This is a genomic window from Pedobacter sp. NJ-S-72 (genome assembly GCF_053890575.1).
Genome location: NZ_CM132681.1, coordinates 1377837 through 1404427 on the forward strand (window position 1 = coordinate 1377837; position 26591 = coordinate 1404427).

The 26591-nt window shown below is 38.3% G+C and carries 36 protein-coding genes and 3 pseudogenes; 27 read left to right on the forward strand and 12 right to left on the reverse strand.

Annotated elements, in window-relative coordinates:
* Positions 1 to 64: 64 nt before the first annotated feature.
* From ACWYN3_RS09150 to ACWYN3_RS09160, 3 genes are read right to left on the reverse strand one after another with little or no spacing between them, the layout of a single operon-like run.
* Positions 65 to 487, reverse strand: coding sequence for a zinc-binding dehydrogenase (locus tag ACWYN3_RS09150; RefSeq protein ID WP_456220873.1), 423 nt, complete (start codon positions 485 to 487; stop codon positions 65 to 67).
* Positions 484 to 939 (reverse strand): alcohol dehydrogenase catalytic domain-containing protein, encoded by a 456-nt coding sequence (locus ACWYN3_RS09155; RefSeq protein WP_456220874.1) that lies wholly within the window; start codon positions 937 to 939, stop codon positions 484 to 486. Before ACWYN3_RS09155 ends, ACWYN3_RS09150 begins: the two co-directional genes overlap by 4 nt.
* Before the next feature lies 1 nt (position 940).
* Positions 941 to 2173, reverse strand: coding sequence for an aspartate aminotransferase family protein (locus tag ACWYN3_RS09160; protein ID WP_456220875.1), 1233 nt, complete (start codon positions 2171 to 2173; stop codon positions 941 to 943).
* 631 nt (positions 2174 to 2804) lie between these two features.
* On the opposite strand from ACWYN3_RS09160, the gene ACWYN3_RS09165 reads away from it, so the two are divergent.
* The 8 genes and pseudogenes from ACWYN3_RS09165 (at position 2805) to ACWYN3_RS09200 (ending at position 8612) form a co-directional block, all read left to right on the forward strand.
* Positions 2805 to 3605, forward strand: a complete 801-nt coding sequence (locus tag ACWYN3_RS09165; protein ID WP_456220876.1) for an amino acid permease — start codon at positions 2805 to 2807, stop codon at positions 3603 to 3605.
* Positions 3606 to 3637: 32 nt separating this feature from the next.
* Positions 3638 to 4120, forward strand: a complete 483-nt coding sequence (locus tag ACWYN3_RS09170) for an amino acid permease (protein ID WP_456220877.1) — start codon at positions 3638 to 3640, stop codon at positions 4118 to 4120.
* Positions 4117 to 5475, forward strand: coding sequence for a glutamine synthetase family protein (locus ACWYN3_RS09175; RefSeq protein WP_456220878.1), 1359 nt, complete (start codon positions 4117 to 4119; stop codon positions 5473 to 5475). Before ACWYN3_RS09170 ends, ACWYN3_RS09175 begins: the two co-directional genes overlap by 4 nt.
* A 12-nt stretch (positions 5476 to 5487) precedes the next feature.
* Positions 5488 to 5688, forward strand: coding sequence for an iron-containing alcohol dehydrogenase (locus ACWYN3_RS09180; RefSeq protein WP_456220879.1), 201 nt, complete (start codon positions 5488 to 5490; stop codon positions 5686 to 5688).
* Positions 5689 to 5702: 14 nt separating this feature from the next.
* Positions 5703 to 5984 (forward strand): annotated as a pseudogene (locus ACWYN3_RS09185) (iron-containing alcohol dehydrogenase); the annotation flags it as partial.
* Positions 5985 to 6017: 33 nt separating this feature from the next.
* Positions 6018 to 6641: a hypothetical protein gene (locus tag ACWYN3_RS09190; RefSeq protein ID WP_456220880.1), complete on the forward strand. Its 624-nt coding sequence runs from the start codon at positions 6018 to 6020 to the stop codon at positions 6639 to 6641.
* A gap of 4 nt (positions 6642 to 6645) precedes the next feature.
* The gene (locus ACWYN3_RS09195) at positions 6646 to 7362 is read left to right on the forward strand and encodes a gamma-glutamyl-gamma-aminobutyrate hydrolase family protein (protein WP_456220881.1); all 717 of its coding nucleotides are present in this window, start codon (positions 6646 to 6648) and stop codon (positions 7360 to 7362) included.
* Positions 7359 to 8612, forward strand: coding sequence for an aldehyde dehydrogenase family protein (locus ACWYN3_RS09200; protein ID WP_456220882.1), 1254 nt, complete (start codon positions 7359 to 7361; stop codon positions 8610 to 8612). Before ACWYN3_RS09195 ends, ACWYN3_RS09200 begins: the two co-directional genes overlap by 4 nt.
* Positions 8613 to 8801: 189 nt before the next feature.
* On the opposite strand, the pseudogene ACWYN3_RS09205 reads toward ACWYN3_RS09200, so the two are convergent.
* Positions 8802 to 9823: pseudogene (locus tag ACWYN3_RS09205) on the reverse strand (glycoside hydrolase family 18).
* A 282-nt stretch (positions 9824 to 10105) separates the two neighbouring features.
* Between ACWYN3_RS09205 and ACWYN3_RS09210 the strand changes: the two are divergent.
* The 11 genes from ACWYN3_RS09210 to ACWYN3_RS09260 all read left to right on the forward strand — a co-directional run bounded on the left by ACWYN3_RS09210 (position 10106) and on the right by ACWYN3_RS09260 (position 16542).
* Positions 10106 to 10789, forward strand: a complete 684-nt coding sequence (locus tag ACWYN3_RS09210) for a ThuA domain-containing protein (RefSeq protein WP_456220883.1) — start codon at positions 10106 to 10108, stop codon at positions 10787 to 10789.
* 35 nt (positions 10790 to 10824) lie between these two features.
* The gene (locus ACWYN3_RS09215) at positions 10825 to 11103 is read left to right on the forward strand and encodes an MFS transporter (protein WP_456220884.1); all 279 of its coding nucleotides are present in this window, start codon (positions 10825 to 10827) and stop codon (positions 11101 to 11103) included.
* A gap of 47 nt (positions 11104 to 11150) precedes the next feature.
* Positions 11151 to 11618: an MFS transporter gene (locus tag ACWYN3_RS09220; protein WP_456220885.1), complete on the forward strand. Its 468-nt coding sequence runs from the start codon at positions 11151 to 11153 to the stop codon at positions 11616 to 11618.
* Between the two features lie 29 nt (positions 11619 to 11647).
* Positions 11648 to 12052, forward strand: a complete 405-nt coding sequence (locus ACWYN3_RS09225; RefSeq protein WP_456220886.1) for an MFS transporter — start codon at positions 11648 to 11650, stop codon at positions 12050 to 12052.
* Between the two features lie 93 nt (positions 12053 to 12145).
* Positions 12146 to 13108 (forward strand): FUSC family membrane protein, encoded by a 963-nt coding sequence (locus ACWYN3_RS09230; protein ID WP_456220887.1) that lies wholly within the window; start codon positions 12146 to 12148, stop codon positions 13106 to 13108.
* Positions 13095 to 13619: an FUSC family protein gene (locus ACWYN3_RS09235; protein WP_456220888.1), complete on the forward strand. Its 525-nt coding sequence runs from the start codon at positions 13095 to 13097 to the stop codon at positions 13617 to 13619. The genes ACWYN3_RS09230 and ACWYN3_RS09235 overlap by 14 nt, the downstream gene beginning before the upstream one ends.
* Positions 13616 to 14284 carry an FUSC family protein gene (locus tag ACWYN3_RS09240; RefSeq protein ID WP_456220889.1) on the forward strand — a complete coding sequence of 223 codons (669 nt, stop codon included), beginning with the start codon at positions 13616 to 13618 and terminating at the stop codon, positions 14282 to 14284. The genes ACWYN3_RS09235 and ACWYN3_RS09240 overlap by 4 nt, the downstream gene beginning before the upstream one ends.
* 45 nt (positions 14285 to 14329) lie before the next feature.
* Complete coding sequence (locus ACWYN3_RS09245; protein WP_183883923.1) at positions 14330 to 14740, forward strand: organic hydroperoxide resistance protein; 411 nt, start codon at positions 14330 to 14332, stop codon at positions 14738 to 14740.
* 118 nt (positions 14741 to 14858) lie between these two features.
* The gene (locus tag ACWYN3_RS09250) at positions 14859 to 15146 is read left to right on the forward strand and encodes a hypothetical protein (protein ID WP_456220890.1); all 288 of its coding nucleotides are present in this window, start codon (positions 14859 to 14861) and stop codon (positions 15144 to 15146) included.
* Complete coding sequence (locus tag ACWYN3_RS09255) at positions 15116 to 15475, forward strand: hypothetical protein (protein WP_456220891.1); 360 nt, start codon at positions 15116 to 15118, stop codon at positions 15473 to 15475. The genes ACWYN3_RS09250 and ACWYN3_RS09255 overlap by 31 nt, the downstream gene beginning before the upstream one ends.
* Positions 15476 to 15525: 50 nt before the next feature.
* Positions 15526 to 16542 (forward strand): hypothetical protein, encoded by a 1017-nt coding sequence (locus tag ACWYN3_RS09260; protein WP_456220892.1) that lies wholly within the window; start codon positions 15526 to 15528, stop codon positions 16540 to 16542.
* Here ACWYN3_RS09260 and mgtE read toward each other — a convergent pair.
* The 6 genes from mgtE to ACWYN3_RS09290 are packed head-to-tail and all read right to left on the reverse strand — an operon-like array spanning position 16469 to position 19695.
* Positions 16469 to 17614 carry a magnesium transporter gene (gene mgtE / locus ACWYN3_RS09265; RefSeq protein ID WP_456220893.1) on the reverse strand — a complete coding sequence of 382 codons (1146 nt, stop codon included), beginning with the start codon at positions 17612 to 17614 and terminating at the stop codon, positions 16469 to 16471. The genes ACWYN3_RS09260 and mgtE overlap by 74 nt on opposite strands.
* The gene (locus ACWYN3_RS09270) at positions 17574 to 17897 is read right to left on the reverse strand and encodes a magnesium transporter MgtE N-terminal domain-containing protein (RefSeq protein WP_456220894.1); all 324 of its coding nucleotides are present in this window, start codon (positions 17895 to 17897) and stop codon (positions 17574 to 17576) included. The genes mgtE and ACWYN3_RS09270 overlap by 41 nt, the downstream gene beginning before the upstream one ends.
* Positions 17898 to 17942: 45 nt before the next feature.
* A complete protein-coding gene (locus ACWYN3_RS09275) occupies positions 17943 to 18101 on the reverse strand; it encodes a hypothetical protein (RefSeq protein ID WP_456220895.1) in 159 nt (52 codons plus the stop codon).
* Positions 18098 to 18589 carry a CorA family divalent cation transporter gene (locus tag ACWYN3_RS09280; RefSeq protein WP_456222942.1) on the reverse strand — a complete coding sequence of 164 codons (492 nt, stop codon included), beginning with the start codon at positions 18587 to 18589 and terminating at the stop codon, positions 18098 to 18100. Before ACWYN3_RS09280 ends, ACWYN3_RS09275 begins: the two co-directional genes overlap by 4 nt.
* Positions 18589 to 19080 (reverse strand): CorA family divalent cation transporter, encoded by a 492-nt coding sequence (locus ACWYN3_RS09285; RefSeq protein WP_456220896.1) that lies wholly within the window; start codon positions 19078 to 19080, stop codon positions 18589 to 18591. Before ACWYN3_RS09285 ends, ACWYN3_RS09280 begins: the two co-directional genes overlap by 1 nt.
* A gap of 3 nt (positions 19081 to 19083) precedes the next feature.
* Positions 19084 to 19695: a WbqC family protein gene (locus ACWYN3_RS09290; protein ID WP_456220897.1), complete on the reverse strand. Its 612-nt coding sequence runs from the start codon at positions 19693 to 19695 to the stop codon at positions 19084 to 19086.
* Positions 19696 to 19801: 106 nt separating this feature from the next.
* Between ACWYN3_RS09290 and ACWYN3_RS09295 the strand changes: the two genes are divergently transcribed.
* Both ACWYN3_RS09295 and ACWYN3_RS09300 read left to right on the forward strand, forming a co-directional pair.
* Entirely contained in the window at positions 19802 to 20158 is a 357-nt protein-coding gene (locus ACWYN3_RS09295; protein WP_456220898.1) for a glycosyltransferase family 2 protein, read from the forward strand.
* Positions 20116 to 20826: a glycosyltransferase family 2 protein gene (locus tag ACWYN3_RS09300; protein ID WP_456220899.1), complete on the forward strand. Its 711-nt coding sequence runs from the start codon at positions 20116 to 20118 to the stop codon at positions 20824 to 20826. Before ACWYN3_RS09295 ends, ACWYN3_RS09300 begins: the two co-directional genes overlap by 43 nt.
* Here the strand turns inward: ACWYN3_RS09300 and aroQ are convergent.
* Positions 20801 to 21223, reverse strand: a complete 423-nt coding sequence (aroQ, locus tag ACWYN3_RS09305) for a type II 3-dehydroquinate dehydratase (RefSeq protein WP_456220900.1) — start codon at positions 21221 to 21223, stop codon at positions 20801 to 20803. The two genes, ACWYN3_RS09300 and aroQ, sit on opposite strands and share 26 nt — an antisense overlap.
* 42 nt (positions 21224 to 21265) lie before the next feature.
* Between aroQ and xerD the strand changes: the two are divergent.
* Positions 21266 to 22167: pseudogene (xerD, locus tag ACWYN3_RS09310) on the forward strand (site-specific tyrosine recombinase XerD).
* Between the two features lie 21 nt (positions 22168 to 22188).
* Here the strand turns inward: xerD and prmC are convergent.
* Entirely contained in the window at positions 22189 to 23031 is an 843-nt protein-coding gene (gene prmC, locus ACWYN3_RS09315) for a peptide chain release factor N(5)-glutamine methyltransferase (RefSeq protein WP_456220901.1), read from the reverse strand.
* 83 nt (positions 23032 to 23114) lie between these two features.
* Here prmC and ribD point away from each other — a divergent pair, with 83 nt between their 5' ends.
* Genes ribD through ACWYN3_RS09340 form a run of 5 tightly spaced genes read left to right on the forward strand, consistent with a single transcriptional unit; the run spans position 23115 to position 26554 of the window.
* Positions 23115 to 23717: a bifunctional diaminohydroxyphosphoribosylaminopyrimidine deaminase/5-amino-6-(5-phosphoribosylamino)uracil reductase RibD gene (gene ribD / locus ACWYN3_RS09320; RefSeq protein ID WP_456220902.1), complete on the forward strand. Its 603-nt coding sequence runs from the start codon at positions 23115 to 23117 to the stop codon at positions 23715 to 23717.
* Positions 23663 to 24136 carry a RibD family protein gene (locus ACWYN3_RS09325; protein ID WP_456222943.1) on the forward strand — a complete coding sequence of 158 codons (474 nt, stop codon included), beginning with the start codon at positions 23663 to 23665 and terminating at the stop codon, positions 24134 to 24136. Before ribD ends, ACWYN3_RS09325 begins: the two co-directional genes overlap by 55 nt.
* Before the next feature lie 17 nt (positions 24137 to 24153).
* Positions 24154 to 25038: an EamA/RhaT family transporter gene (locus tag ACWYN3_RS09330; protein WP_456220903.1), complete on the forward strand. Its 885-nt coding sequence runs from the start codon at positions 24154 to 24156 to the stop codon at positions 25036 to 25038.
* Entirely contained in the window at positions 25028 to 25657 is a 630-nt protein-coding gene (locus ACWYN3_RS09335) for an IMPACT family protein (RefSeq protein ID WP_456220904.1), read from the forward strand. The genes ACWYN3_RS09330 and ACWYN3_RS09335 overlap by 11 nt, the downstream gene beginning before the upstream one ends.
* A gap of 21 nt (positions 25658 to 25678) precedes the next feature.
* Entirely contained in the window at positions 25679 to 26554 is an 876-nt protein-coding gene (locus ACWYN3_RS09340) for a nucleoside phosphorylase (RefSeq protein WP_456220905.1), read from the forward strand.
* Positions 26555 to 26591: the final 37 nt, after the last annotated feature.

Below are 26591 nucleotides of genomic sequence, written 5' to 3' on the forward strand. Positions count from 1 at the left end.
GGCTTCAAAATCATTCAGATTGTATTCGTTAGTGATGATTTTTTCCAGCCCTAAATCACCTTTATTAATCAGGGTCTACAGCATGTCTGAACGTATCCATTGAATCAATAGATCCGATAATAGAAATACTGCGGTCGGCAATTTCTCTTGGATTGATAGTCTGCTGATTATTACGCAGGCCCATCATACAGATCTTGCCTCCGTCGGCTATAGCTTGCATTGATTTTTCCAATAAGGTCCCGGTAGTATCAATGATCAGGTCGTACTGGTTTTTCTGTGGAATAAAAGCAGGCTCTACCTTCCATTTTTTTGACAGCACGTTATTTTCTTCAATGAGTTTAATCCGGTCACGGGAGGCTTCGTATACTACGCCTTCCTGTATACCATGCTGGGTTAGCGCTATATAAAACAATAAACCAATTGGCCCTCCGCCTAATATCGCAGTACGCATAAATGGAGTTACAGCTAGTTTTTTTACCGCAGTCAACACACAACTAAGCGGTTCAGACATTGCACCGTGCTCAAAAGGGATATGATCATGCAAAGGATAAATAAACTGTTTAGTGGTCTTAAGTATTTGGTAAAAGTGCCGTCTATCGATACACCTGCTTCTGTACTTGATTTCAACAAACAGTGATTACGAAGGCCTTTACGGCAATTTTCACAGTAACCACAATAATAAGTCGGATCAATAATTACACGCTGGCCTACAGTACAGTTTTCTACGCCATCGCCTTTGGCAACGATAATCCCTGCTGATTCATGGCCAATAATTACACGCGGGCTCGCCTGATATTCACCAGAAATAATGCTCAGGTCTGTTCCACAAATCCCTGTGGCTTTAATTTCGACAATGACTTCGTCGGCTGCTGTAATTGATGGCTCTGCTTTATCTTTGATCTGGATATCCCAGGCTCCGTTATATACAATTGCTTTCATTTTATAGTTGGCTGAATATTTTGTTTAAGCGAAAATAGATTTCTTCAATATCATCTTGTGTTGCGGTAAGCGCAGGGCGTACTTTCACGACGTTACCAAACCCATAGCGTGATCCTCTAAGTATCATTTTGTGCTCAGATAAGGCCACATCAACAATTTTATTAGCAAGATCAACATCAGGCACACCGTCTTTGTCAACGATTTCCAGGCCCCACATATAACCTATGCCGCGCACATCTCCAATAACATGGCCATAGTTTTCTTTGAGCTTATACAGGAAATCGCCCAGGATCTTTCCGGAAACACGTACGTTTTCCAGAAAACCATCTCTGGAAACGACCTCCATTGTTTTTTGCGAAGCGGTCAGTGAAAGTAAATTACCTCCCGAGGTATAAGAGTGCTCAAATTTCTCCAGTACAGCGTATTCTTTTTTATAGAGAATTGCAGCGGCAGGGATACCAATACCACCTAAACCTTTTGCAAGAGTAATAATATCAGGTTTAATATCGTAGTATTCACTAGCGAACATATGACCAGTTCTACCGATTCCTGTTTGCACTTCATCTGCTATCAATGTGATATCCAGTTCATCGCATATCTCTCTTACTTTTTTGAAATAGCCATCCGGAGGTATGATATTGCCACCATTACCCAGGATCGGCTCTATAATCATACAGGATACCCCACCAGAACTACCATATTGTGCATAATCATGTATTGCTTCTGCGCACAGATAACCACAATCCGGGCCTTTAGCCGAAAAAGGACAGCGGTAACAATACGGAGCTGGAATAACAGCATTGTTGGTTGAGATTGTATTAGAAAAAGATTTTCTCCTGAAGGAATTTCCTGAGATATTAGTGGTAAAAAGCGTCTGTCCGTGATGAGAAAGCGAAACACTCAAAACTTCACTTTTACCGTTAAATTTATTGGCAATTTTCACAGCTCCTTCATTTGCTGTAGATCCAATGATATCGCGCATCCATCCATCAGTAATATGTTCTGGTGCTTCATCAAGAATAGAGTCTAGTACTTCCTGGGCCAGCTCACCGGTAAAGGAAGAAGATACATGAATCAAGTCTTCTACCTGCTTTTTTAGTGCATCTACAAGTTCTGGATGACTATATCCCAGAGAAATATTGAAAGTTCCGGAAACAGCATCAATATACTCTTCGTTTTCGGGGGTGTAAAGGCGAATACCTTCACCTTTAATGAATTTAATGTTATCGGCCATCGTTTATATTTAGTTTTTATTTTGCAAGTTTTCAATCTTTGTTTCCTGTATATTTATTATATACATTTAATATTTTGACAACTTTAATCATTAAAAGAAAAATCAAATCATACATCCATCAATAGCATGAAAACAATCATATATATTTATCCTTTTGATTTAAATTGATTCAAAATATTTAAATAATAAGTGTATAAACTTTCATAATTATAATTTAAGATCATAATTTATTTGACGAAACATACCTATTTACGTGGTGAACAGAAATATTGCTAATACGATAAAACAGCCTTTAAAATGACAATTATGTGCCTTTTTGAATATAAAAAAGCAGTTTTCAAAGGAAAGAGTTGTGTATTTTTGACACTTTATATTTTTCAGAATAAAACTGCGAAGAAAATGGACTGTCCCCTCTTTCCTTTATTTGAAATTATTACTATTTTATTTATTTTTTTGAGGGTGAAATGTATTCCATAGCATGTTTCGCAAAGAATAACCGCTATTGATTTTTCTTTTATAGAAACACAAGTAACATCTATACTCAAGACACACTACCCTTTGTTTTTTTTTCTGCCAATACGTTTTTAAATTAGTTTATCTTATATTTAGTACCGTAGTAATTGAGGCATAAATGACAGAAAATAAGGGTTTAAGGAAAACACTAACTCCGTTTATGCTTTGGGGACTCGGAGTGGGTTATGTAATTTCAGGCATGTATTTCGGCTGGAATCTTGGTCTTGAAAAAGGTGGTACAGGCGGTATGGCTATAGCTACTATCGCTATTGCAATAATGTATGTCACTTTTACTTTTAGCTATACGGAACTGGCCTGTGCAATTCCTAAAGCAGGCGGCGTATTTGACTATGCCAATAGAGCAATGGGTAAAAACATTGGCTTTATAGCTGGTATAGCCCAGATTGTAGAGTTTATACTGGCACCACCTGCAATTGCTTTTGCCATTGGGGCTTATTTTAACGCATTTTTTCCGCAAGTCCCTATATTGACAAGCGCAATAGTAATCTACTTTGTATTTACAGGACTAAACATCTACGGTATTAAAGCAGCAGCTTCGTTTGAAGTCATCGTCACTGTATTAGCGGTTGGTGAGTTATTACTGTTTTCAGGCCTGGCTTTACCCAAATTAGAGGTAGCAAACCTGACACATAATTCCTTCCCTAATGGCTGGAACGGTGTATTTGCAGCTATTCCTTTTGCCATCTGGTTTTTCCTGGGAATTGAGGGCCTAGCAAACGTAGCCGAAGAAACCAAGAACCCACAACGGGATATTAGTAAAGGATTTGGATGGGCTATATTTACACTGGTCGTCTTATGTGTATTGATATTTATCGCGGCCACAGGTATTGCTGGCTGGGAAGCAATTGTATATAAAAACGGCATAGTGGTGAAACATCAGATTCTCCCCTTCCTTTAGCCCTGGCAAAAATAACCGGCAGCAATCACCTGATGTATCACTTATTGATTACGGTGGGTTTATTTGGTCTTGTAGCCTCTTTTCATGGATTAATCCTTGCTGCCGGACGCTCAACTTATGAAATGGGCCGGGCCCGGAATATCCCTTCTATTCTGGGAAAGATATCTCCGCGTTTTCAAACTCCGGCAAATGCTTTATTCGGGAATATGATTATCGGAATTTTCGCCCTGTTATCTGGCAAAACCTCAGAGATCATAGTAATTTCTGTTTTTGGAGCCTTAACGCTATATATTATTTCTATGGCGTCTATCCTTCTTTTAAGAAAACAGGAACCTGAACTGCACCGCCCTTTTCGTGTACCCTTTTATCCCTTATTTCCGATAATCTCCCTGCTGATAGCTACCATATCGATCATAGCGATGTTAATCTTTAATTTAAAATTAGGGCTGATCTATTTTTCCATATTGGCCGTAACTTTTTTGTTGTACCGAACTTTTAAACCATCTGCCCAATGACAGTTCAAGAAATATTAGCGTATGTAAAACAACATCCTTCGGGAAAAGTAAAAGTAGCCGTTGCCGACATAGACGGTGTTTTAAGGGGTAAATACATAGCTGCTGAAAAATTTACTTCCATAGTTGAAGGCCGGCTGGGCTTCTGTGATGTCACATTTGGATGGGATATGGGTGATGTGGCTTATGATAACGTGAAATTTACCGGATGGCACACTGGCTATCCTGATGCTTTGGTTAAACTCGACTTCAGTACCTTCCGTAAAATTCCATGGGAAAATGATGTACCATTTTTTCTTGGTGATTTTGTCAATGAAAACGAGGTACCAGCTTATACTTGTCCGCGGCAATTGCTTCGTAAAGTTTTAGCTGAAACAGAACAGAGCGGGTTTTTACCTTATTTTTCACAGGAATTTGAATGGTTCAACTTTGCAGAAACACCTCAGAGTGCACATGAAAAAGGCTTTCATCAGCTTACACCTTTAACCCCGGGAATGTTTGGCTATTCGATTCTGCGCAGTTCTCTGAGAAATGATTACATGAGTGAACTGTTTGATTTACTGTGCAGGTTTGATATACCTATCGAAGGTTTACATACGGAAACAGGCCCTGGCGTTTATGAAGCTGCAATTAAATATGCCCCGGTTTTGCAAGCGGCAGACCAGGCAGTCTTATTTAAAACAGCGGTCAAGGAAATCGCTTATAAACATGGGATCATGGCAACTTTTATGGCCAAATTCAGTGAGAACCTACCGGGATGCAGCGGACATGTGCATCAGAGTTTGTGGGATAAAGAAGCCGGGAAGAACCTGTTTTATGAGGAAAATGATCCCGATCAGATGAGTGACCTGATGAAAAGCTATATAGCCGGACAGCTTTATTGTCTGCCGCATATTTTACCAATGATCGCACCTACCGTTAACAGTTATAAAAGACTTGTGGAGGGCGCATGGGCTCCGACTACATTAACCTGGGGAATTGACAACAGAACGGTTGCGCTAAGAGCTTTACCAGGAAGTAAAAAAGCGACAAGGTTAGAAACAAGGGTTGTTGGATCGGATACAAACCCTTACCTCGCTTTATCTGCCTGTCTTGCTGCTGGCTTATATGGAATAAAACACCAGATGAAACTTACACAGCCAGCAACCAAAGGCAATGGTTATCAGGATATCTCTAACGGGGTATTACCTCATAACTTACACGAAGCCACTCAGCTGATGAGAAAATCGGCCATTGCTAAAGAATTATTCGGAGAACAGTTTGTAGAGCATTTTACCTTAACAAGAGAATGGGAATGGAAACAATACGCTAAAGCAGTAACGGACTGGGAACTTAAAAGATATTTTGAAATTATTTAAACGATTATAGCTATGACATTTGATAAAGTTTATCAGTATAACTTTCCTACAATCATTCGGTTTGGTGCAGGTGCGATCAAAGAATTACCTGCTTACCTTCAAAAAAACAGTTTAAAAAAACGCCCTATGATCGTGACTGATCCGACCATAGCTAGCTTGCCATTTTTCAAGTCAATTGTGGCCGATTTAAAAACACACAACATATCTCTGTAGAGGTATTCAGTGATATTCATAAGAACCCGGTAAAAAGTGATGTCTATAAGGGAACCGAATTATGGGACAATACATCAAGGGATAGTATCATTGGAATTGGTGGCGGAGCGGCTTTAGATGTAGCACGTGCTATCGTTCTGCGTGTAAATCACAGGGAAGATTTATTTAAATATGATGATTTAATTGGTGGAGATGTCTATGTAACAAATGACGTCCCTCATTTTATTGCTGTTCCGACTACCGCAGGAACAGGCAGTGAGGTTGGCCGGAGTGCTATTATTGCTGATGATGAAACACATCAGAAGAAAATCCTGTTCTCTCCCAAACTAATGGCGAAAGTTGTGTTTGCTGATCCGGTACTCACAATGGATTTACCTCCTTTTATTACTGCTGCTACCGGAATGGATGCACTGACGCATAACCTGGAAGCATTTTTAGCTAAAAATCCACATCCTTTATGTGACGGAATAGCTCTTGAAGGTATTTACCTGATTAAAGACGCCATTGAAAGAGCTACTAATCACCCTGATCTGGAAAGCAGAAGTAAAATGCTGATGGCCTCTATGATGGGTGCTATTGCTTTCCAAAAGGGCTTAGGTGTGGTACATTCCCTGGCTCATCCGCTTTCTTCTTTGCTTGATACCCATCACGGGTTAGCCAACGCGGTTAATCTGCCTTACGGTATGGAGTTTAATATTGCTGGTTTTGAAGACCGGTTCAGGCGTATTGCCCGGACTTTGGAATTGAAGAACGAAACAGGCGAAGCGGTAGTCAGGTATTTATCTGATTTGAACTCAAAAGTGAATATCCCACATTCGTTAAGTGAGATTGGTGTGAAACCAGAACACATTGAGACGCTTTCTGATTTGGCTCTGGCTGATTTTGCACATCCCAATAATCCAAAACCGGTAACCAGAGAGGATTTTAAACAGCTGTATTTAAAAGCATTTTAAGCTAATGAAGAAAAAGATCGGAATAAGTTATACAGAGACTAACTTCCAGAACTACTGGAACTGGTTTACGGCAGCTGACCTGGGTGATGATATGGAGCTTATCGAATTATCCTTCGAAAAAAACAATGTGGAAGACATCCAGAGTTGTGATGGTTTTCTTCTGACCGGAGGAATTGATGTAGCACCTTCTTATTATGAAGGGCCTGAAAACTACCCACACAAACCAGATGCATTTTTACCTGAAAGAGATGAATTTGAAAAGCTGATTTATGAATATTCACAAGCGAACAAAATACCAGTTTTAGGAATTTGCAGAGGTATGCAATACATCAATATACTAGAAGGCGGAAAAGTTCTGGAAGACATTGGAGAAGCAAATCAAATACATAAAAAAGAGGCTCAGGATAAGGTTCATCAGGTCAATATAGGTCATCATAACTCTATGTTATACGCTATAATCGGAGCTAAAAAAGGAACAGTCAATAGTGCACATCATCAAGGAGTTACAGAAAACAACTTAAGCATTAATTTAATATCTAATTCTTACTCTGATACCGCCGACCAACTCATTGAAGGTCTGGAATTTAAAGACAAAACAGATAAATCTTTTATGCTCGCAGTGCAATGGCACCCTGAAAGAATGAAAGAAAAGGAAGTAAATCCACTGTCTCAAAAAATAAAGAAGAGGTTTATTGAGGAAGTGAAAAAACATGAAAAATGAATATAGTAAATCCAGCTACAGAAGAAATAATTGCAATATTACAGGAAGACAACAAGGCTTCACTGGATCAAAAAATGGAGATCCTTAAAAACGCGCAAAAAGACTGGGCTAGACAAGATCTTGCAGCGCGCATAGGGGTTATCCAAAAATTCTATAATTTGCTGGAAACTGAAAAAGAGACTCTTGCCAGGGTACTTACTTCTGAGGTTGGAAAACTTTTACAGCAATCCCGTAACGAGATCAATGGCGCCAGGATAAGAATTCAATGGATGTGCAACAATTCAGAAAAATATCTTTCTGATGAACAAATAGTTAACACAGAAGAACTAAAGGAATTAATTTCATATGACCCACTTGGGATTATCTGTAATATTTCTGCATGGAACTACCCCTATCTGGTTGGTGTGAATGTTTTTATACCCGCATTACTCGCTGGCAATGCGGTAATGTATAAGCCTTCTGAATACGCTTCACTTACTGGATTAGAGATTGAAAGACTGCTTAAACAGGCCGGCGTACCTGACGGGGTTTTTCAAATTGCTTTAGGCGCAAGAGAAACTGGCGAGTTGTTAATGGACCTGAATTTTGACGGATACTTTTTCACAGGCTCCTATCGTACAGGTCAGCACATCTATCAAAGAGTTGCTGCAAAAATGGTTCCGTGTCAGCTTGAGTTAGGCGGAAAAGATCCTTTATATGTCGCTGATGATGTTAAAGACATCACTACTGTTGCTGCCGGAACTGCCGACGGGGCTTTCTATAACAATGGACAGAGCTGCTGTGCGGTAGAACGTATCTATGTTCATGAAAATGTTTATGACGACTACGTTTCTTATTTCACTAAAGAGGTGAAATCATGGAAGATAGGAATTCCAACTGAAGAAGGAGTTTATATTGGTGCCTTAACAAGAAAGGAACAACTCAATGTCCTGGAAGAACAAGTTAAGGATGCTTTAAGTAATGGCGCTGTGTTATTGAATGGCGGAAAACGCATAGCTGGTAAAGGGTATAATTTTGAACCTACTGTTCTGGTGAATGTGTCTAATGGAATGAAAGTTATGCAGGAAGAGAGTTTTGGGCCCATTATAGGCATTATGAAGGTGAAAGATGACGCAGAGGCCATCAGACTGATGCAAGAGACCGAGTATGGCTTAACAGCAGCCGTTTATACAGACAACTTTGATCGCGCAAAGTTAATTCTTTCACAGATTGACTCAGGTACTGGATACTGGATATTGGAATTGTTGTGACCGGGTAAGCGCCGGAGTTCCCTGGAGCGGAAGAAAACATTCTGGAATTGGAGCAACCTTGTCTCATCAGGGCTTGCGTGCCTTTACCAAACCGAAAGCCTGGCACTTAAAGACTAGTTAATAATTACTTTATATCAAAAATGCTGTATCTTATGATACAGCATTTTATGAGTATTAAAAATACCTGTATTATGGATTCATAATCTTAATCAGGTCTTTAGTTACTTTGAAATCAGGTTTCACAATATTGTTATCATGTAATGAGGTCAATGGCGCATCTCTGTCAATTGCATAAGAAAGCACCCCACCTTTTTTACCGGTAGTTGGCTCCCATTTAGCATAGTCATAAGCACGGCCTTTGCCATTACGAGGGTAAGTCACATCATCCCAGTAGTTGCTCGGATAACCATTTTCCTCGTAAAAAGAGAAGCCGATTACAAATTGTTTTGATTGAATATATGGAGAAAATGAATCCATGTACTTTGCATCCCGCTTGTTCCACGACCATAAGCTTGCAGGAATAAATAATCAATATAAGTATTCACTTGTCTGAAAAGATTATTTGTACCGCTCTGATTGGTATCAAAAATCAATAATTTACCAGTACCGGATTTAGGACCGAAGTATTTGCTCAACGCTTTAACCATCCCAGCCTGGGTGGTTAATTTAGCACCTGTCGGGTTATATTCAACATCAAAGTCAATACCATCATATCCCATTGCAGCATATTGATTGGATGTCGCTAACGCCCATGCCTCGTAACCAGCAGTATTATCTGTGTAATGATTCGTATAAGACGTATCTGCTACATTTGGGAAACCTTGTGTATTAACGATCTTAGTCCCCTTTAAATGCAAAGCAGGGATATAAGTGTTTTTCAAAGTAGTCCAGTAAGAAGAACCGGCAGATGTAAAATTAGAGAAATTGCAGATAATGTCTATGCTGTCAGGTACCTCAGTCATGATAGGATCATTAGCATTTCCCGAAACTGTCCTGTCACGCCAGGTTCTGTAATAACCAACTGCTATCTCATGTGCTGTAGCTTTATAAGCGACCAAACTAGCGTTTGTAGCATTCGTTTCGGTTTTGCCGGATGCACTGTCAGCAGTATTACCACGTGAAACTTCCTTTTTACAGGATACCTGGAGCATTAAACAAAGCCCCGCACCTGCAAGTACTGCAAATGACTTTAAATTGAATTGTTCTTTCATGTTCTTAATAGATTTATATTAGGTTTTAATAGACTAATATTAATTAAATATTTTTAAATAAACAGTATTTAAAGGTTATTAAAACGTTAAAGCAAAATTAAATCCACAAGAGCACCGAACACAGTCTAACCCTCTGTTTAATATTGAAACAGAAGCATTATAAAATATCCGGAATGTTTCTTTTACATAAAAGGTGATTATTAACTCTGAAATATATAGCGTATATTCCCCCTATGAAGAATCTTACCTTATTTCTTAGTTAATTTTTTGCTGCCGCTTGTTATGATGGCTGATAATGGACAACGTGTTAAGCCACGGATCCTGGTATTTTCTAAAACACAGGGTTTCAGACACAGTGCTATTCCCAATGGAAGAGCTGCTATAATAAAATTGGGAAAAGAAAATGGCTTTGATACGGACACGACAGAAAACGCAGCTGTTTTCAATGACGATTCACTGAAAAAATATGCAGCAGTAGTTTTTTTACAGACTACTGGCAATATACTTGATGACAAACAGAAAGCCAGTTTCGAGAAATACATCAGATCTGGTGGTGGTTTTGCAGGTGTACATGCGGCTTCTGATACAGAGTATTCATGGGCGTGGTACGGGAAACTGGTAGGTGCTTATTTTGTAAGTCATCCTGCTCAGCAAATGGCTACTTTAAATGTAATAGACCGGTCACATCGTTCAACGAAACATCTGCCTGCCATATGGGAGCGTAAAGATGAATGGTATAATTTCAAAGACATCAGTAGTGATCTTAAGGTGTTGTTGATTACAATCGATGAAAAATCATATAAAGGAGGCATCAATGGAGACGTGCACCCGATGGCCTGGTACCATGAATATGATGGTGGCCGTGCCTGGTATACTGAATTAGGCCATACTGAAGAATCCTATACCGACAAAAACTATCTGAATCATTTATTAGGCGGTATTCAATATGCAATTAGTGGCAATTAAAGAAATTAAACTAATTTTACAGTTCAATTTATCATATGGCCTCTCAGAAGAAATCCGCAATCGGATTTATTTTCATCACACTACTCATTGACTTTACCGGATTCGGAATTATCATTCCTGTTTTACCAAAATTAATAGAAGAACTTACTGGCGGAGGCTTGAGTCTTGCTGCTGTTTACGGCGGCTGGCTGACTATCTCCTATTCTGTAATGCAATTCATCAGTGCCCCTATTTTAGGCGGCTTAAGTGATCGTTTTGGTCGCAGACCTGTACTTTTAGCCTCATTTTTTTGCCTCATTATTTGGTTTAGGTAATCGATTATATATTTCTGGCTTTCGCACCCACCATTTCCTGGTTGTTTGTGGGAAGGATATTTGCGGGAATTACGGGGGCAAGTTTTACAACCGCTATGGCCTATATAGCCGATGTAAGCACACCTGAAAAAAGAGCACAGAACTTTGGTTTGATTGGCGCTGCATTTGGTATAGGTTTTATTGTAGGACCCGTGATCGGTGGTGTTTTTAGTCAGTTTGGCCTTAGAGTTCCTTTCATCATATCAGCAGTACTCGCATTGATTAACTGGCTTTATGGTTACTTTATCTTGCCAGAATCACTTTCAAAAGAGAACAGACGTCGTTTCGACTGGAAAAGAGCAAATCCGGTTGGATCTCTGCTGCATATCAAAAAATACCCAAAACTAATTGGTCTTTTAGCTGCTTTATTCCTTCTGTATATTGCAGCTCATGCAGTGCAGTCCACATGGAATTACTATACAATGGAAAAGTTTCAATGGAATGAAGCCTGGGTGGGTTTTCTCTGGGTTTTGTAGGTATTGTAGTTGGAATAGTACAAGGAGGATTGATCAGGATAATCATTCCTAAAATCGGACAGGAAAAAGCTGTTTTTTATGGATTGATTTTATACTTCATCGGATTCGTACTGTTTGCCTTTGCTACAAAAGGCTGGATGATGTTTGCATTTATGCTTCCTTACGGTCTGGCGGGTATATTTGGCCCTGCCATGCAAGGTATCATTTCCAATAATGTAGAAGCAAATGCACAAGGTGAGATACAGGGAGTTACAGCTGGACTGATGAGTGCCGCTGCGATCATTGGCCCGTTAATGATGACCAATCTTTTTGCCTATTTCACCAGTCCAAAACATGCTGTTTATTTTCCAGGAGCACCATTTATTCTCGCAGCTTTTCTAACTCTTATCGGGCTGTTTATTTGTTCTGCAGCACTAAAAAAACATCATTCCTGATCCTGATTCGAAATTTCAGTTGTTTCGGTCAGATTATTGCTAAATTAAAATATTAACCTCTGTAAATGTTTAATCGTCCCATCAGAAGCATCCATGATTTTTTTACTGAGCACCTATTTTGCAGATGGGCTGCGTATTACTTTTGGTGTACTGCTCCCCTCCTTAATTCTAGCTCAGTTTGGTCTGCTGAAGTACGGAATGACTTTATCATTAGGTGCGTTATGTGTAAGTGTTGTTGATACTCCGGGGCCAATTGTCCACCGCAGAAATGCAATGCTTGTAACTACCATATTAATTACGGTGTTGTCTGTGATTGTAGGCCTGACGAACAAGAACCAATATTTTATAGCAATACTGCTGGTTGTTTGCAGTTTTCTGTTCTCTATGTTTTTTCTGTATGGTACAAGAGCTGCTTTAGTTGGTACAGCAACCTTACTCATTATGGTACTTAGTATCGATGATGTACGACCATGGAAAGATGTTTTAATCTATTCAGCACTGGTTTTCTCAGGCAGTTTATGGTATGCGATCCTGAGTTATTTCTTTTATCGCCTCAGACCTTACCGGCTGGTTCAGCAAACACTTAGTGATTCTATCCACGAAGTGAGTGAATTTTTAAGATCAAAGGCTAAGTTTTATCACGAAAGCACTAATTACGATGATAATTATGCAGAACTTCTCCAGCTTCAGGTAGCTGTTCATGAAAAACAGGATGCAGTAAGAGAAGTTCTTTTTAAAACACGTGAAATCGTCAGGGAATCTACTCCTGAAGGCCGGTTTTTATTATTGGTTTTTGTCGACATGGTTGACCTGTATGAACAGGTGATGTCGACATATTATAACTACAAACAACTCCATGACCAATTTGATAAAGCTGGTATTTTATCACGTTACGAGCAAATTATCAAAAGAATTGCATGGGAACTGGATGAAATCGCATTTGCACTCAAAACTGGCGGGACTCCCCGCCCACCCGCAATACTTACAGATGATGTTAAGCGGCTGAAGGAAGAGATCACTGTACTTGAAAAAGACAATACCGATGGTAAAATATAATACTCTTGGGTTAATTGCACTCAAAAATATAGAAGTCAATATTGAAAATATAGCAGCTAGGGTTAAAACTATTAACGGGTATTTCAATAAAAAGGAGAAAAAGAATTTAAAGAATACTGGCGCAGTAGATACAGAGCGTTTTATTACAAGACAGAAATTTGATACAAAACTATTTATTGATAACCTGACTTTTAGTTCTTCTACTTTCAGGCATGCCATGCGTGTATCTATTGCGATGCTAATTGGATATCTGGTAGCTAAGATGCTGGATTCATCACATAGTTACTGGATTCTGCTTACCGTACTGGTGATTTCCAAGCCAGCTTTCAGCCTGACTAAACAGCGCAATTATGAACGTTTGATAGGAACTGTTGTTGGTGCACTGATCGGAATGGGCATCCTTGTTTATATCCATGATAAGCATACACTATTTTTCATTCTGTTGTTCTGTATGATTGGGACATACAGCTTTCAAAGAAAAAATTATATAGTGAGTGTGTGTTGTTTATGACGCCATATATCCTGGTTTTATTTGATTTCCTTGGGATGGGTAGTTTATCTGTGGCCAGAGAAAGGATATTTGACACATTAATAGGCTCTGCAATTGCATTATTAGGCAGTTACACCCTGTTTCCGAACTGGGAAAACAAAAACCTGAAGGAAGCAATGATCAGTACATTAAAAGCCAATATGGCTTATTTTGATCAGGTCACGCTGTTGTATACAACCACAGAACACAATCTGACCAATTACAGGCTGGCCAGGAAAGAGATCTATGTAACCTCGGCCAATTTATCATCTATCTTTCAAAAGATGTTCTCAGAGCCTAAAAGCAAGCAGCGGCTGATGACTGAAATGCATCAGTTTACAGCACTTAATCATTTGCTGTCTTCTTATACCGCTACGCTTTCCCTTTATTTTAAAGAGCATTCTTTTTCATTGAGTAATCCGGATGAATTAAAACCGATCGTCAACAACACACTTTATCTATTAAACCTTTCCGCTGAATATCTGGTTAAAAATGACGGGGAATTGAGTAACGTACCACTGATCAAGAGTATACAGGATGATAATAAAGTAATCAACCCGGATGAAATGATGATTATTGAGCAATATGATATGATTCAGAAGGTAGCATATGATATCTTTAAATTATCTGAAAGGATTAAAATATAAAACTTAAGGCTTTAACATTTGTTGTAATGCTATAAACAATTAAACATGGAAAAGTTATATACAGCTGCAGTACTAGCTAAAGGAGGCCGTGACGGCCATATAAAATCAAGTGATGGGACTATTGAATTTGAAGTCAGAACACCTAAAGAAATGGGTGGACAAGGAGGAGCAACAAATCCTGAACAATTATTTGCTGCTGCCTGGGGCCCATGTTATCTTGGAGCATTAAATGCTGTAGCTAAAAATGAAGGAATAGAGGTTTCAGAAGCCACAGTAAATGTGCAGGTTTCTTTTAACCAGGATGGTAATGCTTACGTATTGTCAGCAGAACTGGATGTTCATATACCGGGGCTTAGCCACGAGGAAACTCAGAAACTAGCTGATAAAGCACATAAAGCCTGTCCTTATTCAAAAGCAACAAGAGGTAATATAGAAACAAGAGTTACCGCAGTATAAGGAAAATATTTTTAAAGAAATGCCGGTTTTCTGCAAGGTAATTTGCAAAGAAACCGACATTCTCTTTTTATGATAGTAATCTGCTGTTTTTATTAAATTTACCAGAAATAATACAATCATGAAGTCACTACGTTTTTTCGCTCTTTTCATCATGTCCATTTGTTTCATTACAAGTGTTCACGGACAAACTGGTCAAACTTTCAGGGACTATCTGAACCTGAGTGGGCCACTCGTGTTTGACCATGCCTCTTATCATTTATCCTGGACTTCTCACCCGGCTGACAATTTCTATAAGCAAGAATATATCGCAAAAGGAGATCATGTTGAAAAATTTAAGACAATGATTTTAGTTGATGTTATTACCGAGAAACAAGAATGGAAGACATTGTTGGTAAAAAGGTTTTAGAATTAAAGAAATTAAAAGAAAATAATCCGATTGTAAATTACCAGCTGTTGGATAAAGATGGCGAAACAATGCTTGATTTTTTACTCACTGCAAATTCACCTGACGGCAAAACAATAACAATTATCGAACGGAATGTTTATCGCTATAAGAAGATAAAAGATAAATCAGGCCACAAGGGAGTACTTCTGTTTGGTGTAAGCACCAGAGCTTATGATCAGGATGTGAGTAATTTTCTTACAGATTTAAAGACAAAAAAAATAGATCTGATGAATAAAGTTGGGATGTACAGCATTCCGGAAATAACATTGCCTGTTCAAGGTGAAAAATAAAGAAAAACTTTACGCTATCGAAATCCTATTATAATTAATATCATAACATAATGGCAAAAACATTTTGGATTAGTGAACCGGATACATTAACTATTTACCCTGCAAGAATCGCCCGCAGATTAAGTATAATTTATTTTGTAGTATTTACAGCACTCATCGCCTTTCTTTATGCAAGTAAAACACTAGGCAATGTCAATACGGTCTTGATTTATGAAGGCCTCATTATAGTGATGAGTTTAATAGTCTTTTTTATTGGCGAGCGCAAAGTGATTTTCGATGCTGATCAGCGTCATCTTTCCTCTAAAATATTCGGAATAACAACTGGTACCACTCCTTTTGATCAGATTGCTGCTATTACGCCTTATGACACTATGGGAGCTATAAGTTACCGTGCATTCACAAAATCATACAGACATGGGAAAGGAATTGTTTTGTCTTGTGGTTACTCCAAACAGAGCAACCCAAATCTAATTGCCTACGAACAGGAAGTTTTACCAAGAATCAACGAATTGGTATTCTCCAACCGTCCGCTTCATGTTAAACAGGTAATCTATGACTTTAAATTTTTTAAAGAAGAAAATGGTATTTATAAGATCACACATAATAAATTAGCTGGCCTGATATTCGGTGTTCTACTAATTGCGCTAACCATATTTATACTATTCCATCCCGGCTTTATGGACGACAGAGCCAGCTACAAAAGAATAATGGTTACTTATTTTCCTGCTATTATAGGCTTAGTGCTTGTCAATGCTTTTTTCTCTTCTGTTAGCTTTGATAAAAACAATCGCCAGATTATTGATACCACCCTTGCAGGACTGATCAAAAAAGTTTACTCTTTTGAAGATTTCATCCAGTTTCAGATTGTTCGTAAATCTACTAACTTCATTTATACGGATACAGAAGTAAAAGCCTTAATAGATCTGCCCGGTCAAAGCAAAACAAAGTATCTGTTGTTGATCAATTTCAGAAGAACCAAACAAATAGAACGTTTCATAGATGAAGCGAACACCATTCTTGGTCTTTATGAACTAACTCCTTCACAAATAAATATGGACGAGGATTAGTAGCTTTTAAAGCAGAAGTTTGCTTGCCATTCCGAGTAATAGCAGAAACCCCAAATACATCTGTAAATGTCGTAATGATGATTGATGAGGCAATTGCAGGATCTATGCCTACCCTTTTCAAGATCAATGGTATACCCGCACCTGTTACACCTGCAATAACCAGGTTACCCGTCATCGCCAGAAAAATAACAAGCCCCAATAATGGATTTGCGTCAAATACAAGTGCAAAAACGAAAACAATTAAACCGGTTACTGCACCATTGATCAAACCTACTGTAAATTCTTTTAATACAGTACGATAGGCCTGATTGTCGGTCAGATCATAAAGAGAAATCCTCCTTACGGTCACAGCTAATGCCTGGGTGGCAGCATTTCCCCCCATCCCGGCGATAATCGTCATGTAAGCAGAAAGCACCGCTATTTTAGCAATGGTTGGTTCAAAATGTCTGACAACTGCCGAAGCAAGAAAAGCTGTCCCTAAGTTGATAATTAACCACGGTAATCTTGATTTCACAGCTTCGACCCAGTTACCGCTTAGTTCCTCGTCTTCCGAAACCCCTGATATTTTCAGAATATCCTCTGTATTCTCATCTTCCAAGACATCAATAACATCATCAAAAGTTACTCTTCCAAGTAATTTCATTTGATTATCCAGTACCGGAATACTTGTAATATTATATTGAGAAATTAATCTCGCTACTTCTTCCTGATCGGTATCCGGACTTACCCAGGCTACATCAGATTTAACTAATGAAGTAATCTCTACGTTTCCTTTGGCTTTGATAATATCTTTTAAGGATACAATTCCATGAAATACATTGTGCTCATCTACAACAAAGATCGTGTAGAACTCTTCAATTTCTTCACTTTGTCTGATGATCTCGTCAATAGCATCCTTCTTTTTCAAATGAAGCTGAATACGGATAAATTCCGTGTTCATCAGCCCACCGGCAGTGTCTTCATCATAGCGCATCAGGTTCCTGATATGAGAAGCATCGTCTTCACTCAGATCTTCCAGAATCTCTTTTTGCTCATGTTCTTCGAGCTGAGAGATAATATCTGTCATCATCATAGTCGAGTTCCTCTACAATCTCTGTACGTTTATCAGGATGGAGCTGGAATAGTAATTCTTCAGGGTGTGCTTCCTCGTGCATCTCTGCAAAAATCTCGGACGCAGTTTCCACGGGAAGCAGATTGATTATACGCTGCCTGTCCTCTTTAGTCAGGCTTTCAAATAAGATGGCTATTTCGGACGCATGATATTCATCCAAAATTACAGCTAATTGATTATCGCTGCCATTAAGGGCGGATTTTATTCTGGTAACATCTGATTTGTCTAGTTCATAAGATTGCATGCCACGCTAAGGTAATTATATTTTTCTCTTTAAACCCTCTGGTTCTTACTTAAACCAACCTTTTCGCCAAAAATAGATCACCTGGAGGATGGCAATAACAACCATAATGATCATTGTATACAAATATCCATGCGAAGCATAGAGTTCGGGCATGTTATAAGGCATAAATTTATGCGTCACCGGGTCTTCTTTCGCAAAATTCATCCCATATAGACTCCTGCAATAAAGGTAAGCGGGATAAATATGGAAGATATAATCGTTAAAACCTTCATGATTTCGTTCATGCGATTGCTGATTATTGACAGATACATATCAATATTACTTGCCGAGATCTCTTTCAGGGACTCTACAATATCAATGATTTGTATACAATGATCATAAGCATCGCGGATATAAAGTTTAGTCTGATCAGTAATCAAATGACTATCACTGCGTAACATATCATTTAATTTATCCCTTTCAGGCCATGCGACCCTGCGGATATTAATCAGATTTCTTTTAATCAACTGTACGTCAAACATGAAACTCTTATCTGGCTTATCAAACAAGCGGTCTTCTATCAGATCAAGCTCTTCACTCCAGAAACCCAGGATCTCGAAGTACTTATCTACAATAATATCCATGAGCGCATACATAATATAACTGCTGCCGGCAATCCTGATATTTCCTTTTCCAGCTTTCAGCCTCTGAATTACAGGACCGACCGAAACACAGAATAGTTTTCCTGTAAGGTGATTAAACCGTTATCTGTCAGGATAAAAGAAAGCTGTTCGTTTTCCAGATTCTTGTCATCATCCAGTAAAAGCATTCTGCTGACTGCGAAAACATAATCATCATACTCTTCAAGTTTTGGTCTTTGGTATGACCTGGTGATATCTTCCAGGATTAACCGGTTTACATGAAGTTCTCTATTTAGGGTCTCAAACAACTCCGGAGAACTAAACCCTTTTATTTCTATCCAAAATGTGAAGTTTTTATCCGCCAGTAACTGAGAGATCTGATTAATATCAGGCAGTTCTCTTGTTTCATAAGTCGTTTCATTAATCTTATGAAGTGTAATTACTGGCTTTAAAGAATTTTCATCTATATATACAACACCCGGACTGGAACCAGCCAGAGGTATTTTTAAGCGTTTTTTTTTCTTACGGGCTTTGTTCTTTTTATCCATACCTTTCTTATCCATGCACTAGAGATAGTTTTTGGTCTGAGGACCTTGGTTGAACAACAAATCAACGATGCTCATGTTTGGCATAAATCCCATTCTATCTTCAAATACTTGAAAATATGATTTTGCCGGAATGATCAATTCAGGCGCTTTGAAATGATTTTTTGTTCTGTAATCATTTTCGGGCGCTATTTCTTTAACATATTCTGTAGTGAAATTAAATTCAGCTGGCTTTTTTAACTGCTTGAAAATCCACTGCAGCATCTCCAGGTTGTAATCAAAAAGGAATTCGAACTTTTTGTTGTAAAAAACTGCCAGCTCATCTTCATAGTATTCAAAATAGGCAGAATTACGATAGCAGCTTTCTAAACTTAACCAGTGCAAGCGCTGCCACTTAAAATCATAACTTATTTTAACATCTTTGATCTTTGTATGGTATTTTGAGCCTTTAATTACAGGCAGAAACAAGTCTAAAGCTCCATTAGGCGAGTATATTTTTGTTCTGTTACGATAAGTCTGCTTTGGAAAATGTTCTTCCTTTTCCAGTAGAAATTCGTAATCATGAGCGTTTAAGGCAGAGAAATAACTTACAGGAGGAAGATAAAAAAGAGGAAATATAGCTAAATTGTGCATTGGTTAATTTATGTTTGCATTTTCAATCAGGCAAAATAATGATAAAAAAGGCTTTTTTCCTATTTGATCTCCATTTTTTTATGAACGTAAACGAGAAATTAAGCTAATGTCAGAGCCGAGTGTAGCTGTTGTGATCCTGAATTGGAACGGAAAACAATTATTGACTGATTTTTTACCAGGTGTAATTAAAACCAAATACAGCAATCTTCAATTAATTGTGGGTGATAATGCATCCACAGATGGATCTGTTGAATACGTAAAAAACAACTTCCCTGAAGTTAAGATAATTGAGAACGATCATAACTATGGTTTTGCAGAAGGCTATAACCGTATTCTTAATCAGGTAAGTGCTGATTATTATGTCCTGTTAAATTCTGATGTGGAAGTTCCTGAAAACTGGATTGAACCTGTTTTAGGGCTATGGAAGCCGATGCTCAAATCGCTGCCGCACAGCCTAAAATAAAATGGCAAAAAGATAAATCCCTGTTTGAATATGCCGGTGCTGCGGGAGGCTTTCTGGATATTAATGCCTTTCCATTTTGCAGGGGAAGGATTTTTGACCAGATTGAAGCCGATTCAGGACAATATAACGAAGCTAAAGAGATCTTTTGGGCGAGTGGGGCTGCTTTCTTTATCAAAAGAAAACGATGGGAAGAAACCGGAGGATTAGATCCTGATCTTTTCGCCCACATGGAAGAAATTGATCTTTGCTGGCGATTAAAGAATCTTGGATACAAAATCATCTATTGCCCTGACGCCGAGGTTTATCACGTTGGCGGTGGTACTTTAGATGCAAGCAATCCTTATAAGGTGTTTTTGAATTTCAGAAATAACCTGATGGTTATGCAAAAAAACCTCCCTGCTGCTGAAGCAGTACTCAGTATATTTATCAGGATGAGCATTGACTTCGTTGCATGGCTTCAGTTCCTGTTTAAAGGAGAAACCAAATTTGCATTCGCAATCAACAAGGCACATTACCAGTTTCTAGCCAATCTCAGAAAGACAGGCTCGAAAAGAGGTATAAGGCAATTAACTTACTCCAAACACACCGGTGTTTATCATTCCAGTGTGGTCTGGAGTTTCTTTATTAAAGGTATCAGACATTTTAGCCAGCTAAAAGACTTTCAATAGCGAGACGGTAGCCATCTAATCCAAAACCTGTTAATACACCTTTGCAGTTTTTTCCGGTTAGTGAAACGTGTCTGAATTCTTCTCTGGCGTAGATATTGGAAACATGTACCTCCACTACTGGTGTATTAATGCCCGAAATTGCATCGGCAATTGCTACAGAAGTATGTGTATATCCCCCACCGTTCAAAATAATCCCATCAAATGAAAAGCCAGCTTCATGTAATTTGTTAATCAGCTCTCCCTCTACGTTACTTTGGAAATATACTATTCTATCTATGTCCTTGTACTTTTCTTTTAATTCTTTAAAATATTCTTCAAAACTTCTGCTTCCGTATACTCCTGGTTCACGTGTGCCCAGCAGATTTAAATTCGGTCCGTTAATAATCTGTATCTTCATCCATTCAAACTTAATCTTAAAAACTAATAAATAAAAATTCGTGTGCTAAATTATCCTTATCATAATGCTTTCAAGGCTTACTTAAAGCTTGAACGCGGACTTTCTGGAAACTCAATTGATGCTTATTTGAATGATGTGAGTAAACTGTTTCAGTATTATGAAGTTATTGGTGAGGAATTTATTGTTAAAAACATAACAGACAGCAATTTACATAACTTCATAACCTGGCTAAGTGAATTAGGGATGCTAGCCAATACACAGGCAAGAGTGATCTCAGGATTAAAGTCTTTCTTTAATTACCTGATGATCGAAGAACTGATCAGCATAGACCCTTCTCAGCAGCTTGACTCCCCTAAACTAAGCAGAAAACTACCTGATGTACTTAATATTATAGAGATTAATGCATTGATTGATGCTATAGATGCCTCTAAGCCGGAAGGCATGAGAAACAAAGCAATTTTAGAAGTATTATATGGCTGTGGTTTGAGGGTAACAGAATTAATTACGCTCCGTATTTCAGATTTGAATCCTGCACAAGAGTATATTAAGGTGACAGGTAAAGGGAATAAGGAAAGAATTGTACCTATTGGAGAAACTGCTTTAAAATTTATTGATATTTATCTTAGCCAGATCAGGGTACATTTATCCATAAAAAAGGGAAATGAGGATTATATTTTCCTGAATAGACTAGGTAGTCGTTTATCAAGAATATCGGTATTTACTATGATTAAAGCGCTTGCTACGGCTATTGGCTTGCAAAAAAGTATCAGTCCGCATACGTTCAGACATTCTTTTGCAACTCACTTAATTGAAGGTGGTGCTGATCTGCGTGCAGTACAGGAAATGCTAGGACACTCGAGCATTACGACCACAGAAGTTTACACACATCTCTGGACAGGGATTATTTAAGAGGTGTAATCACTCAGTTTCACCCCAGAACATAATCATTCTTGCACATAATTTGATTACAAGCGGCAGGAAATCATTCTATCTTTCCCTTGCATATCAACTTTCAAAGTTATACCTAAGAAGCCTTTAGCTAATAACATATCTACTGTTTCTTTACCTAGATATTCATTAATTTCAAAGAACAGCTTACCCTTCGGCTTTAAATTTAACAGTGCAAAATCTGCGATACTTTTATAAAACACTAAAGGATTTTCATTACTTACAAATAAAGCCAGATGTGGCTCATAAGCTAACACATTCTGATGCATCACGTCTTTTTCATTTTGAGTGATATAAGGTGGATTACTTACGATCAGATCGTATTTCAAAGGGCTGCTATAGGTTAATATATCAGAATGGATAAAATTTACAGCAGCAGAATTTATAGCAGCATTTTTTTTTGCAATGTTTAACGCATCAGCAGATACATCCAGTGCACTTACATCTACCTGTTCAAGGTTCTTTTTTAGTGTTATAGCAATACATCCGCTACCGGTACCAATATCCAGTACACTGGAAACCGGCTGGGTTTTTACAGTATCCAGAATCCATTCTATCAACTCTTCAGTTTCAGGTCTGGGAATTAGAACAGCTTCACTGACTTTAAATTTAAGTCCGTAAAACCATGCTTCAGCAATAATATGCTGAATAGGTCTTCCCTTTTTCAATTCCAGTAATATATATTCGTACGCTAAAGACTGTTCAGTGTTTAATGACGCTGTTGTATGTATCAGTAACTGAGCACGGTTCCATCCCGAAACATCTTCGGCAGCCAGGTAAAACAATTGTTTCGCTTCTTCCCCGTCGTACAATGCGGATAGTTCCTTTATAAAGTGTTGCTCTAATTGCTTAATATTCATTAAATGCAAAAGTATTAATAAATGTTACATCTCTGTGGTAGAAATATTTCAATAGCTCATAAATTGAAGCTATTTTTGCCCATATGAGCGATGAATTGTACATGAAACGCTGTCTGGAGCTGGCAGAAATGGGGAATGGTCAGGTAAGCCCAAATCCATTGGTAGGCTGTGTAATCGTAAGCGGAGGAAAGATTATTGGTGAAGGTTTTCATCAAAAATACGGTCAGGCCCACGCTGAGGTTAATGCTATTCGTTCTGTTACAGACAAATATGGAGGAAAAGCTGCAGAATTATTGAAAAATGCCACTGCTTATGTAAGTCTTGAACCTTGTGCTCACTTCGGAAAAACGCCCCCATGTGCTGACTTACTCATACGCCATCAGCTAAAAAAAGTCGTGGTTGGTAACCGTGACCCTTTTGCCGATGTGGATGGTAAAGGAATTGAAAAGTTGAAAAATGCGGGAATAGAAGTTGTTTCTGGCGTTTTAGAAAAAGAATGTTCTTTTGTAAACCGAAGGTTTTTCACCAGGATTACTCAACAACGTCCGTACATCATATTGAAATGGGCCAGAACTGCTAATGTTTTTTTTTCGCTCCTAAAAACTCCGTACAACAATGGATCAGCGGCCCGCTGGCCAAGAAGCTCGTACACAAATGGAGAACAGAAGAAGATGCAATCCTGGTAGGTAAACAAACTGCAATAGCTGATAACCCTGCATTGAGTGCAAGAGAGTGGCCTGGTAAAAACCCAATCAGAATAGCGATTGACCGGAAGCTGGAAATTCCAACTATTCATCAATTGTATAATACGGATGCTAAAACCATCATATTCAATGAGCAGAAAACCACTGTAGAAGGTAATATCCATTTCATTGAAATGGAGGACATGCAATACTACCTTCCTCAAAAAATCGCTTATCAGTTATATTTGATGGATGTTCAGTCTATTATCATTGAAGGTGGTGCAAATATCCTGAATCAGTTTATTGCCTCAGGACTATGGGATGAAGCAAGAGTCTTCAATTCAGCTGCAAGCTGGGACACAGGCATACACTCTCCACAGATCAACGGAAAGATCACATCGGTCACACACACAAATAGATAAGGATCAACTAACTATATATGAAAACTACAATAACCAATGATATATATATATTACTCAGCATTAGCTGTAGCGTAACGGTCGCAGTTCTTCTAAAACTAGCGAAACGTTATCAAATTCATGTGCTGCAAGCGGTGATGTGGAATTATATGACGGCCATCATACTGAGCTATATTTTCTTCAGGCCAGAACTGAAAGAAATTATTGCGGTGCCTTCTACACTCTCTATTTCTATAGGTGTATTATTACCGGTGTTATTTCTGATCCTGGCAGCTTCTGTCAGAAACATCGGAATAGTCAAGTCAGATATCGCTCAGCGTTTATCTCTTTTTATTCCCATTCTGGCTTCCTTATATCTTTTTGAAGAAAACTTTGGCGGATTAAAAGTTGCCGGCTTAATAGTTGGCTTTATCGCTATCATTCTAACCCTTTCCCGTAAATCAACAGTTAAAGCTGGTACAAGTTCTTATATATACCCTATTTTGGTATTTATAGGATTTGGTCTGATCGACGTTATGTTTAAAAAACTGGCTCTGGACAAATCCATTCCTTATACCAGCGCTTTAATGGTGATCTTTTGTATTTCATTTGTAGTCGCAGCAATGATTTTGGGATATATCGTTCTGATAAAAAAGAAGAAAGTTGAATTGATCAACTTCTTTTGCGGTGTGGTCCTGGGTTGCTTCAATTTTGGTAATATCCTTTTTTACATGAAAGCACACCGGGCTATGGCTTCGAATCCTTCGACAGTATTTGCGGCAATGAATATGGGGGTAATCATTTTAGGAAGCATTATTGGTATCACCCTGTTTAAAGAAAAAGTAAGTAAATTGAATTATATGGGTATTGCAATGGCATTAATAGCCATTCTCCTGATTACATTATCACAAAAATATGCTGTTTGATGACACCTACAAAACGATAGATCATCCTGCAGAGGGAACCTTTAAAGATAAAGGGAGTAAATTTATCGCTTTTGCCTATCCGCTCCTTTCAGAGCACGAAGTTAAAGCTCATCTGGTTAAACTAAAGGCTGAACATACAAAAGCAAATCATTTCTGCTATGCTTACCGGCTAACACCTGATAAAAGTGTTTATCGTGTAAATGATGATGGAGAACCTTCAGGAACAGCAGGCCGACCAATTTTAAATGCCTTGTTATCAGCCGGACTGACTAATATACTGATTGTAGTCGTCCGCTATTTTGGTGGAACCTTATTAGGTGTACCAGGTTTAATTAACGCCTATAAAGCAGCTGCTGTTGAAGCAATTAACACCGTTGTCGTCGTAGACAAAACAGTTAATGACATTTATGAAATCAAGTTTGATTACCTGGTCATGAACGACGTGATGCGTATGGTTAAAGAAGAGCAGCTTACTGTACTGGATCAGCAGTTTGACAACGAGTGTAAAATCAGGTTTGAAGTTAGAAAATCCCAATTGAATAAAGTTTTACAAAGAGTCGAAAAACAGTCAGGAGTTGAAATAAAAAATACCTTGGCACTGTTTAAAACCTTAATTTAGAATATCATTAACCCAATTACCATGCAAAAATTATCAGAAGCAGACTTAGTCATCAATCCGGATGGCAGTATCTACCATTTAAACTTACTCCCTGAAGATGTCGCAAACACAGTAATCACTGTTGGCGATCCTGACAGGATTTCAGAAATAACAAAACACTTTGATCGTATTGAGCTTAAAAAAGGAAAAAGAGAATTTTTAACTCATACGGGTTATATAGGTACCAAACGTATTACTGTAATTTCTACAGGAATTGGTACTGACAATATAGATATCGTTTTCAATGAGCTGGATGCACTTGTAAACGTAGATTTCAAAACACGCGAGGTAAAAGAACAATTGACCTCGTTGGATATCATCAGAGTAGGAACTTCCGGCGCTGTACAGCCTGACTTACCAATGGGTACGATCCTGGCTTCCACTTTCGGACTTGGTCTTGACGCTTTAATGCATTATTACGTACATGGAGTACCTGATGAAGAACAAGGTCTTTTTGATCATATTAAATTTCACTTCAAGGATTTACATGCTGTAAACCCTTATTTGACTTCAGCAGATCCGGTATTGTTAAACACTATAGGAAAAGGAATGGAACAGGGAATTACTGTAACGGCTCCAGGTTTTTACGCACCACAGGGCCGTCAGGTAAGAGCTAAAAACGCTGTACCCAATTTCATTCAGAAACTGAATACTTTCAGCTATGAGAACTATAGAATTACTAATCTTGAGATGGAAACTGCTGGTATCTATGCATTGGCTAAAGTTCTGGGACACAAAGCACTTTCTGTAAATGCAATTTTAGCAAGCAGAGTAAACTATCAGTTCAGCAGCGATCCGAATGCAGTTGTAGATAAGGCAATTAAACTTGTTTTAGAAAGAATTACAGCATCTAATTAGGCGCAAACAGATGACTAAAAGAAAACACTTCTTCCTT

Bases quoted from the DNA above. Each gene is read 5' to 3' on its own strand.
- ACWYN3_RS09155 (WP_456220874.1), bottom strand. From the start codon at position 939: ATGAAAGCAATTGTATATAACGGAGCCTGGGATATCCAGATCAAAGAT.
- ACWYN3_RS09160 (WP_456220875.1), bottom strand. From the start codon at position 2,173: ATGGCCGATAACATTAAATTCATTAAAGGTGAAGGTATTCGCCTTTAC.
- ACWYN3_RS09165 (WP_456220876.1), top strand. From the start codon at position 2,805: ATGACAGAAAATAAGGGTTTAAGGAAAACACTAACTCCGTTTATGCTT.
- ACWYN3_RS09170 (WP_456220877.1), top strand. From the start codon at position 3,638: ATGTATCACTTATTGATTACGGTGGGTTTATTTGGTCTTGTAGCCTCT.
- ACWYN3_RS09175 (WP_456220878.1), top strand. From the start codon at position 4,117: ATGACAGTTCAAGAAATATTAGCGTATGTAAAACAACATCCTTCGGGA.
- ACWYN3_RS09180 (WP_456220879.1), top strand. From the start codon at position 5,488: ATGACATTTGATAAAGTTTATCAGTATAACTTTCCTACAATCATTCGG.
- ACWYN3_RS09190 (WP_456220880.1), top strand. From the start codon at position 6,018: ATGGCGAAAGTTGTGTTTGCTGATCCGGTACTCACAATGGATTTACCT.
- ACWYN3_RS09195 (WP_456220881.1), top strand. From the start codon at position 6,646: ATGAAGAAAAAGATCGGAATAAGTTATACAGAGACTAACTTCCAGAAC.
- ACWYN3_RS09200 (WP_456220882.1), top strand. From the start codon at position 7,359: ATGAATATAGTAAATCCAGCTACAGAAGAAATAATTGCAATATTACAG.
- ACWYN3_RS09210 (WP_456220883.1), top strand. From the start codon at position 10,106: ATGATGGCTGATAATGGACAACGTGTTAAGCCACGGATCCTGGTATTT.
- ACWYN3_RS09215 (WP_456220884.1), top strand. From the start codon at position 10,825: ATGGCCTCTCAGAAGAAATCCGCAATCGGATTTATTTTCATCACACTA.
- ACWYN3_RS09230 (WP_456220887.1), top strand. From the start codon at position 12,146: ATGATTTTTTTACTGAGCACCTATTTTGCAGATGGGCTGCGTATTACT.
- ACWYN3_RS09235 (WP_456220888.1), top strand. From the start codon at position 13,095: ATGGTAAAATATAATACTCTTGGGTTAATTGCACTCAAAAATATAGAA.
- ACWYN3_RS09240 (WP_456220889.1), top strand. From the start codon at position 13,616: ATGACGCCATATATCCTGGTTTTATTTGATTTCCTTGGGATGGGTAGT.
- ACWYN3_RS09245 (WP_183883923.1), top strand. From the start codon at position 14,330: ATGGAAAAGTTATATACAGCTGCAGTACTAGCTAAAGGAGGCCGTGAC.
- ACWYN3_RS09250 (WP_456220890.1), top strand. From the start codon at position 14,859: ATGAAGTCACTACGTTTTTTCGCTCTTTTCATCATGTCCATTTGTTTC.
- ACWYN3_RS09255 (WP_456220891.1), top strand. From the start codon at position 15,116: ATGGAAGACATTGTTGGTAAAAAGGTTTTAGAATTAAAGAAATTAAAA.
- ACWYN3_RS09260 (WP_456220892.1), top strand. From the start codon at position 15,526: ATGGCAAAAACATTTTGGATTAGTGAACCGGATACATTAACTATTTAC.
- mgtE (WP_456220893.1), bottom strand. From the start codon at position 17,614: ATGATGATGACAGATATTATCTCTCAGCTCGAAGAACATGAGCAAAAA.
- ACWYN3_RS09270 (WP_456220894.1), bottom strand. From the start codon at position 17,897: ATGCAATCTTATGAACTAGACAAATCAGATGTTACCAGAATAAAATCC.
- ACWYN3_RS09275 (WP_456220895.1), bottom strand. From the start codon at position 18,101: ATGAATTTTGCGAAAGAAGACCCGGTGACGCATAAATTTATGCCTTAT.
- ACWYN3_RS09285 (WP_456220896.1), bottom strand. From the start codon at position 19,080: ATGGATAAGAAAGGTATGGATAAAAAGAACAAAGCCCGTAAGAAAAAA.
- ACWYN3_RS09290 (WP_456220897.1), bottom strand. From the start codon at position 19,695: ATGCACAATTTAGCTATATTTCCTCTTTTTTATCTTCCTCCTGTAAGT.
- ACWYN3_RS09295 (WP_456220898.1), top strand. From the start codon at position 19,802: ATGTCAGAGCCGAGTGTAGCTGTTGTGATCCTGAATTGGAACGGAAAA.
- ACWYN3_RS09300 (WP_456220899.1), top strand. From the start codon at position 20,116: ATGGAAGCCGATGCTCAAATCGCTGCCGCACAGCCTAAAATAAAATGG.
- aroQ (WP_456220900.1), bottom strand. From the start codon at position 21,223: ATGAAGATACAGATTATTAACGGACCGAATTTAAATCTGCTGGGCACA.
- prmC (WP_456220901.1), bottom strand. From the start codon at position 23,031: ATGAATATTAAGCAATTAGAGCAACACTTTATAAAGGAACTATCCGCA.
- ribD (WP_456220902.1), top strand. From the start codon at position 23,115: ATGAGCGATGAATTGTACATGAAACGCTGTCTGGAGCTGGCAGAAATG.
- ACWYN3_RS09330 (WP_456220903.1), top strand. From the start codon at position 24,154: ATGAAAACTACAATAACCAATGATATATATATATTACTCAGCATTAGC.
- ACWYN3_RS09335 (WP_456220904.1), top strand. From the start codon at position 25,028: ATGCTGTTTGATGACACCTACAAAACGATAGATCATCCTGCAGAGGGA.
- ACWYN3_RS09340 (WP_456220905.1), top strand. From the start codon at position 25,679: ATGCAAAAATTATCAGAAGCAGACTTAGTCATCAATCCGGATGGCAGT.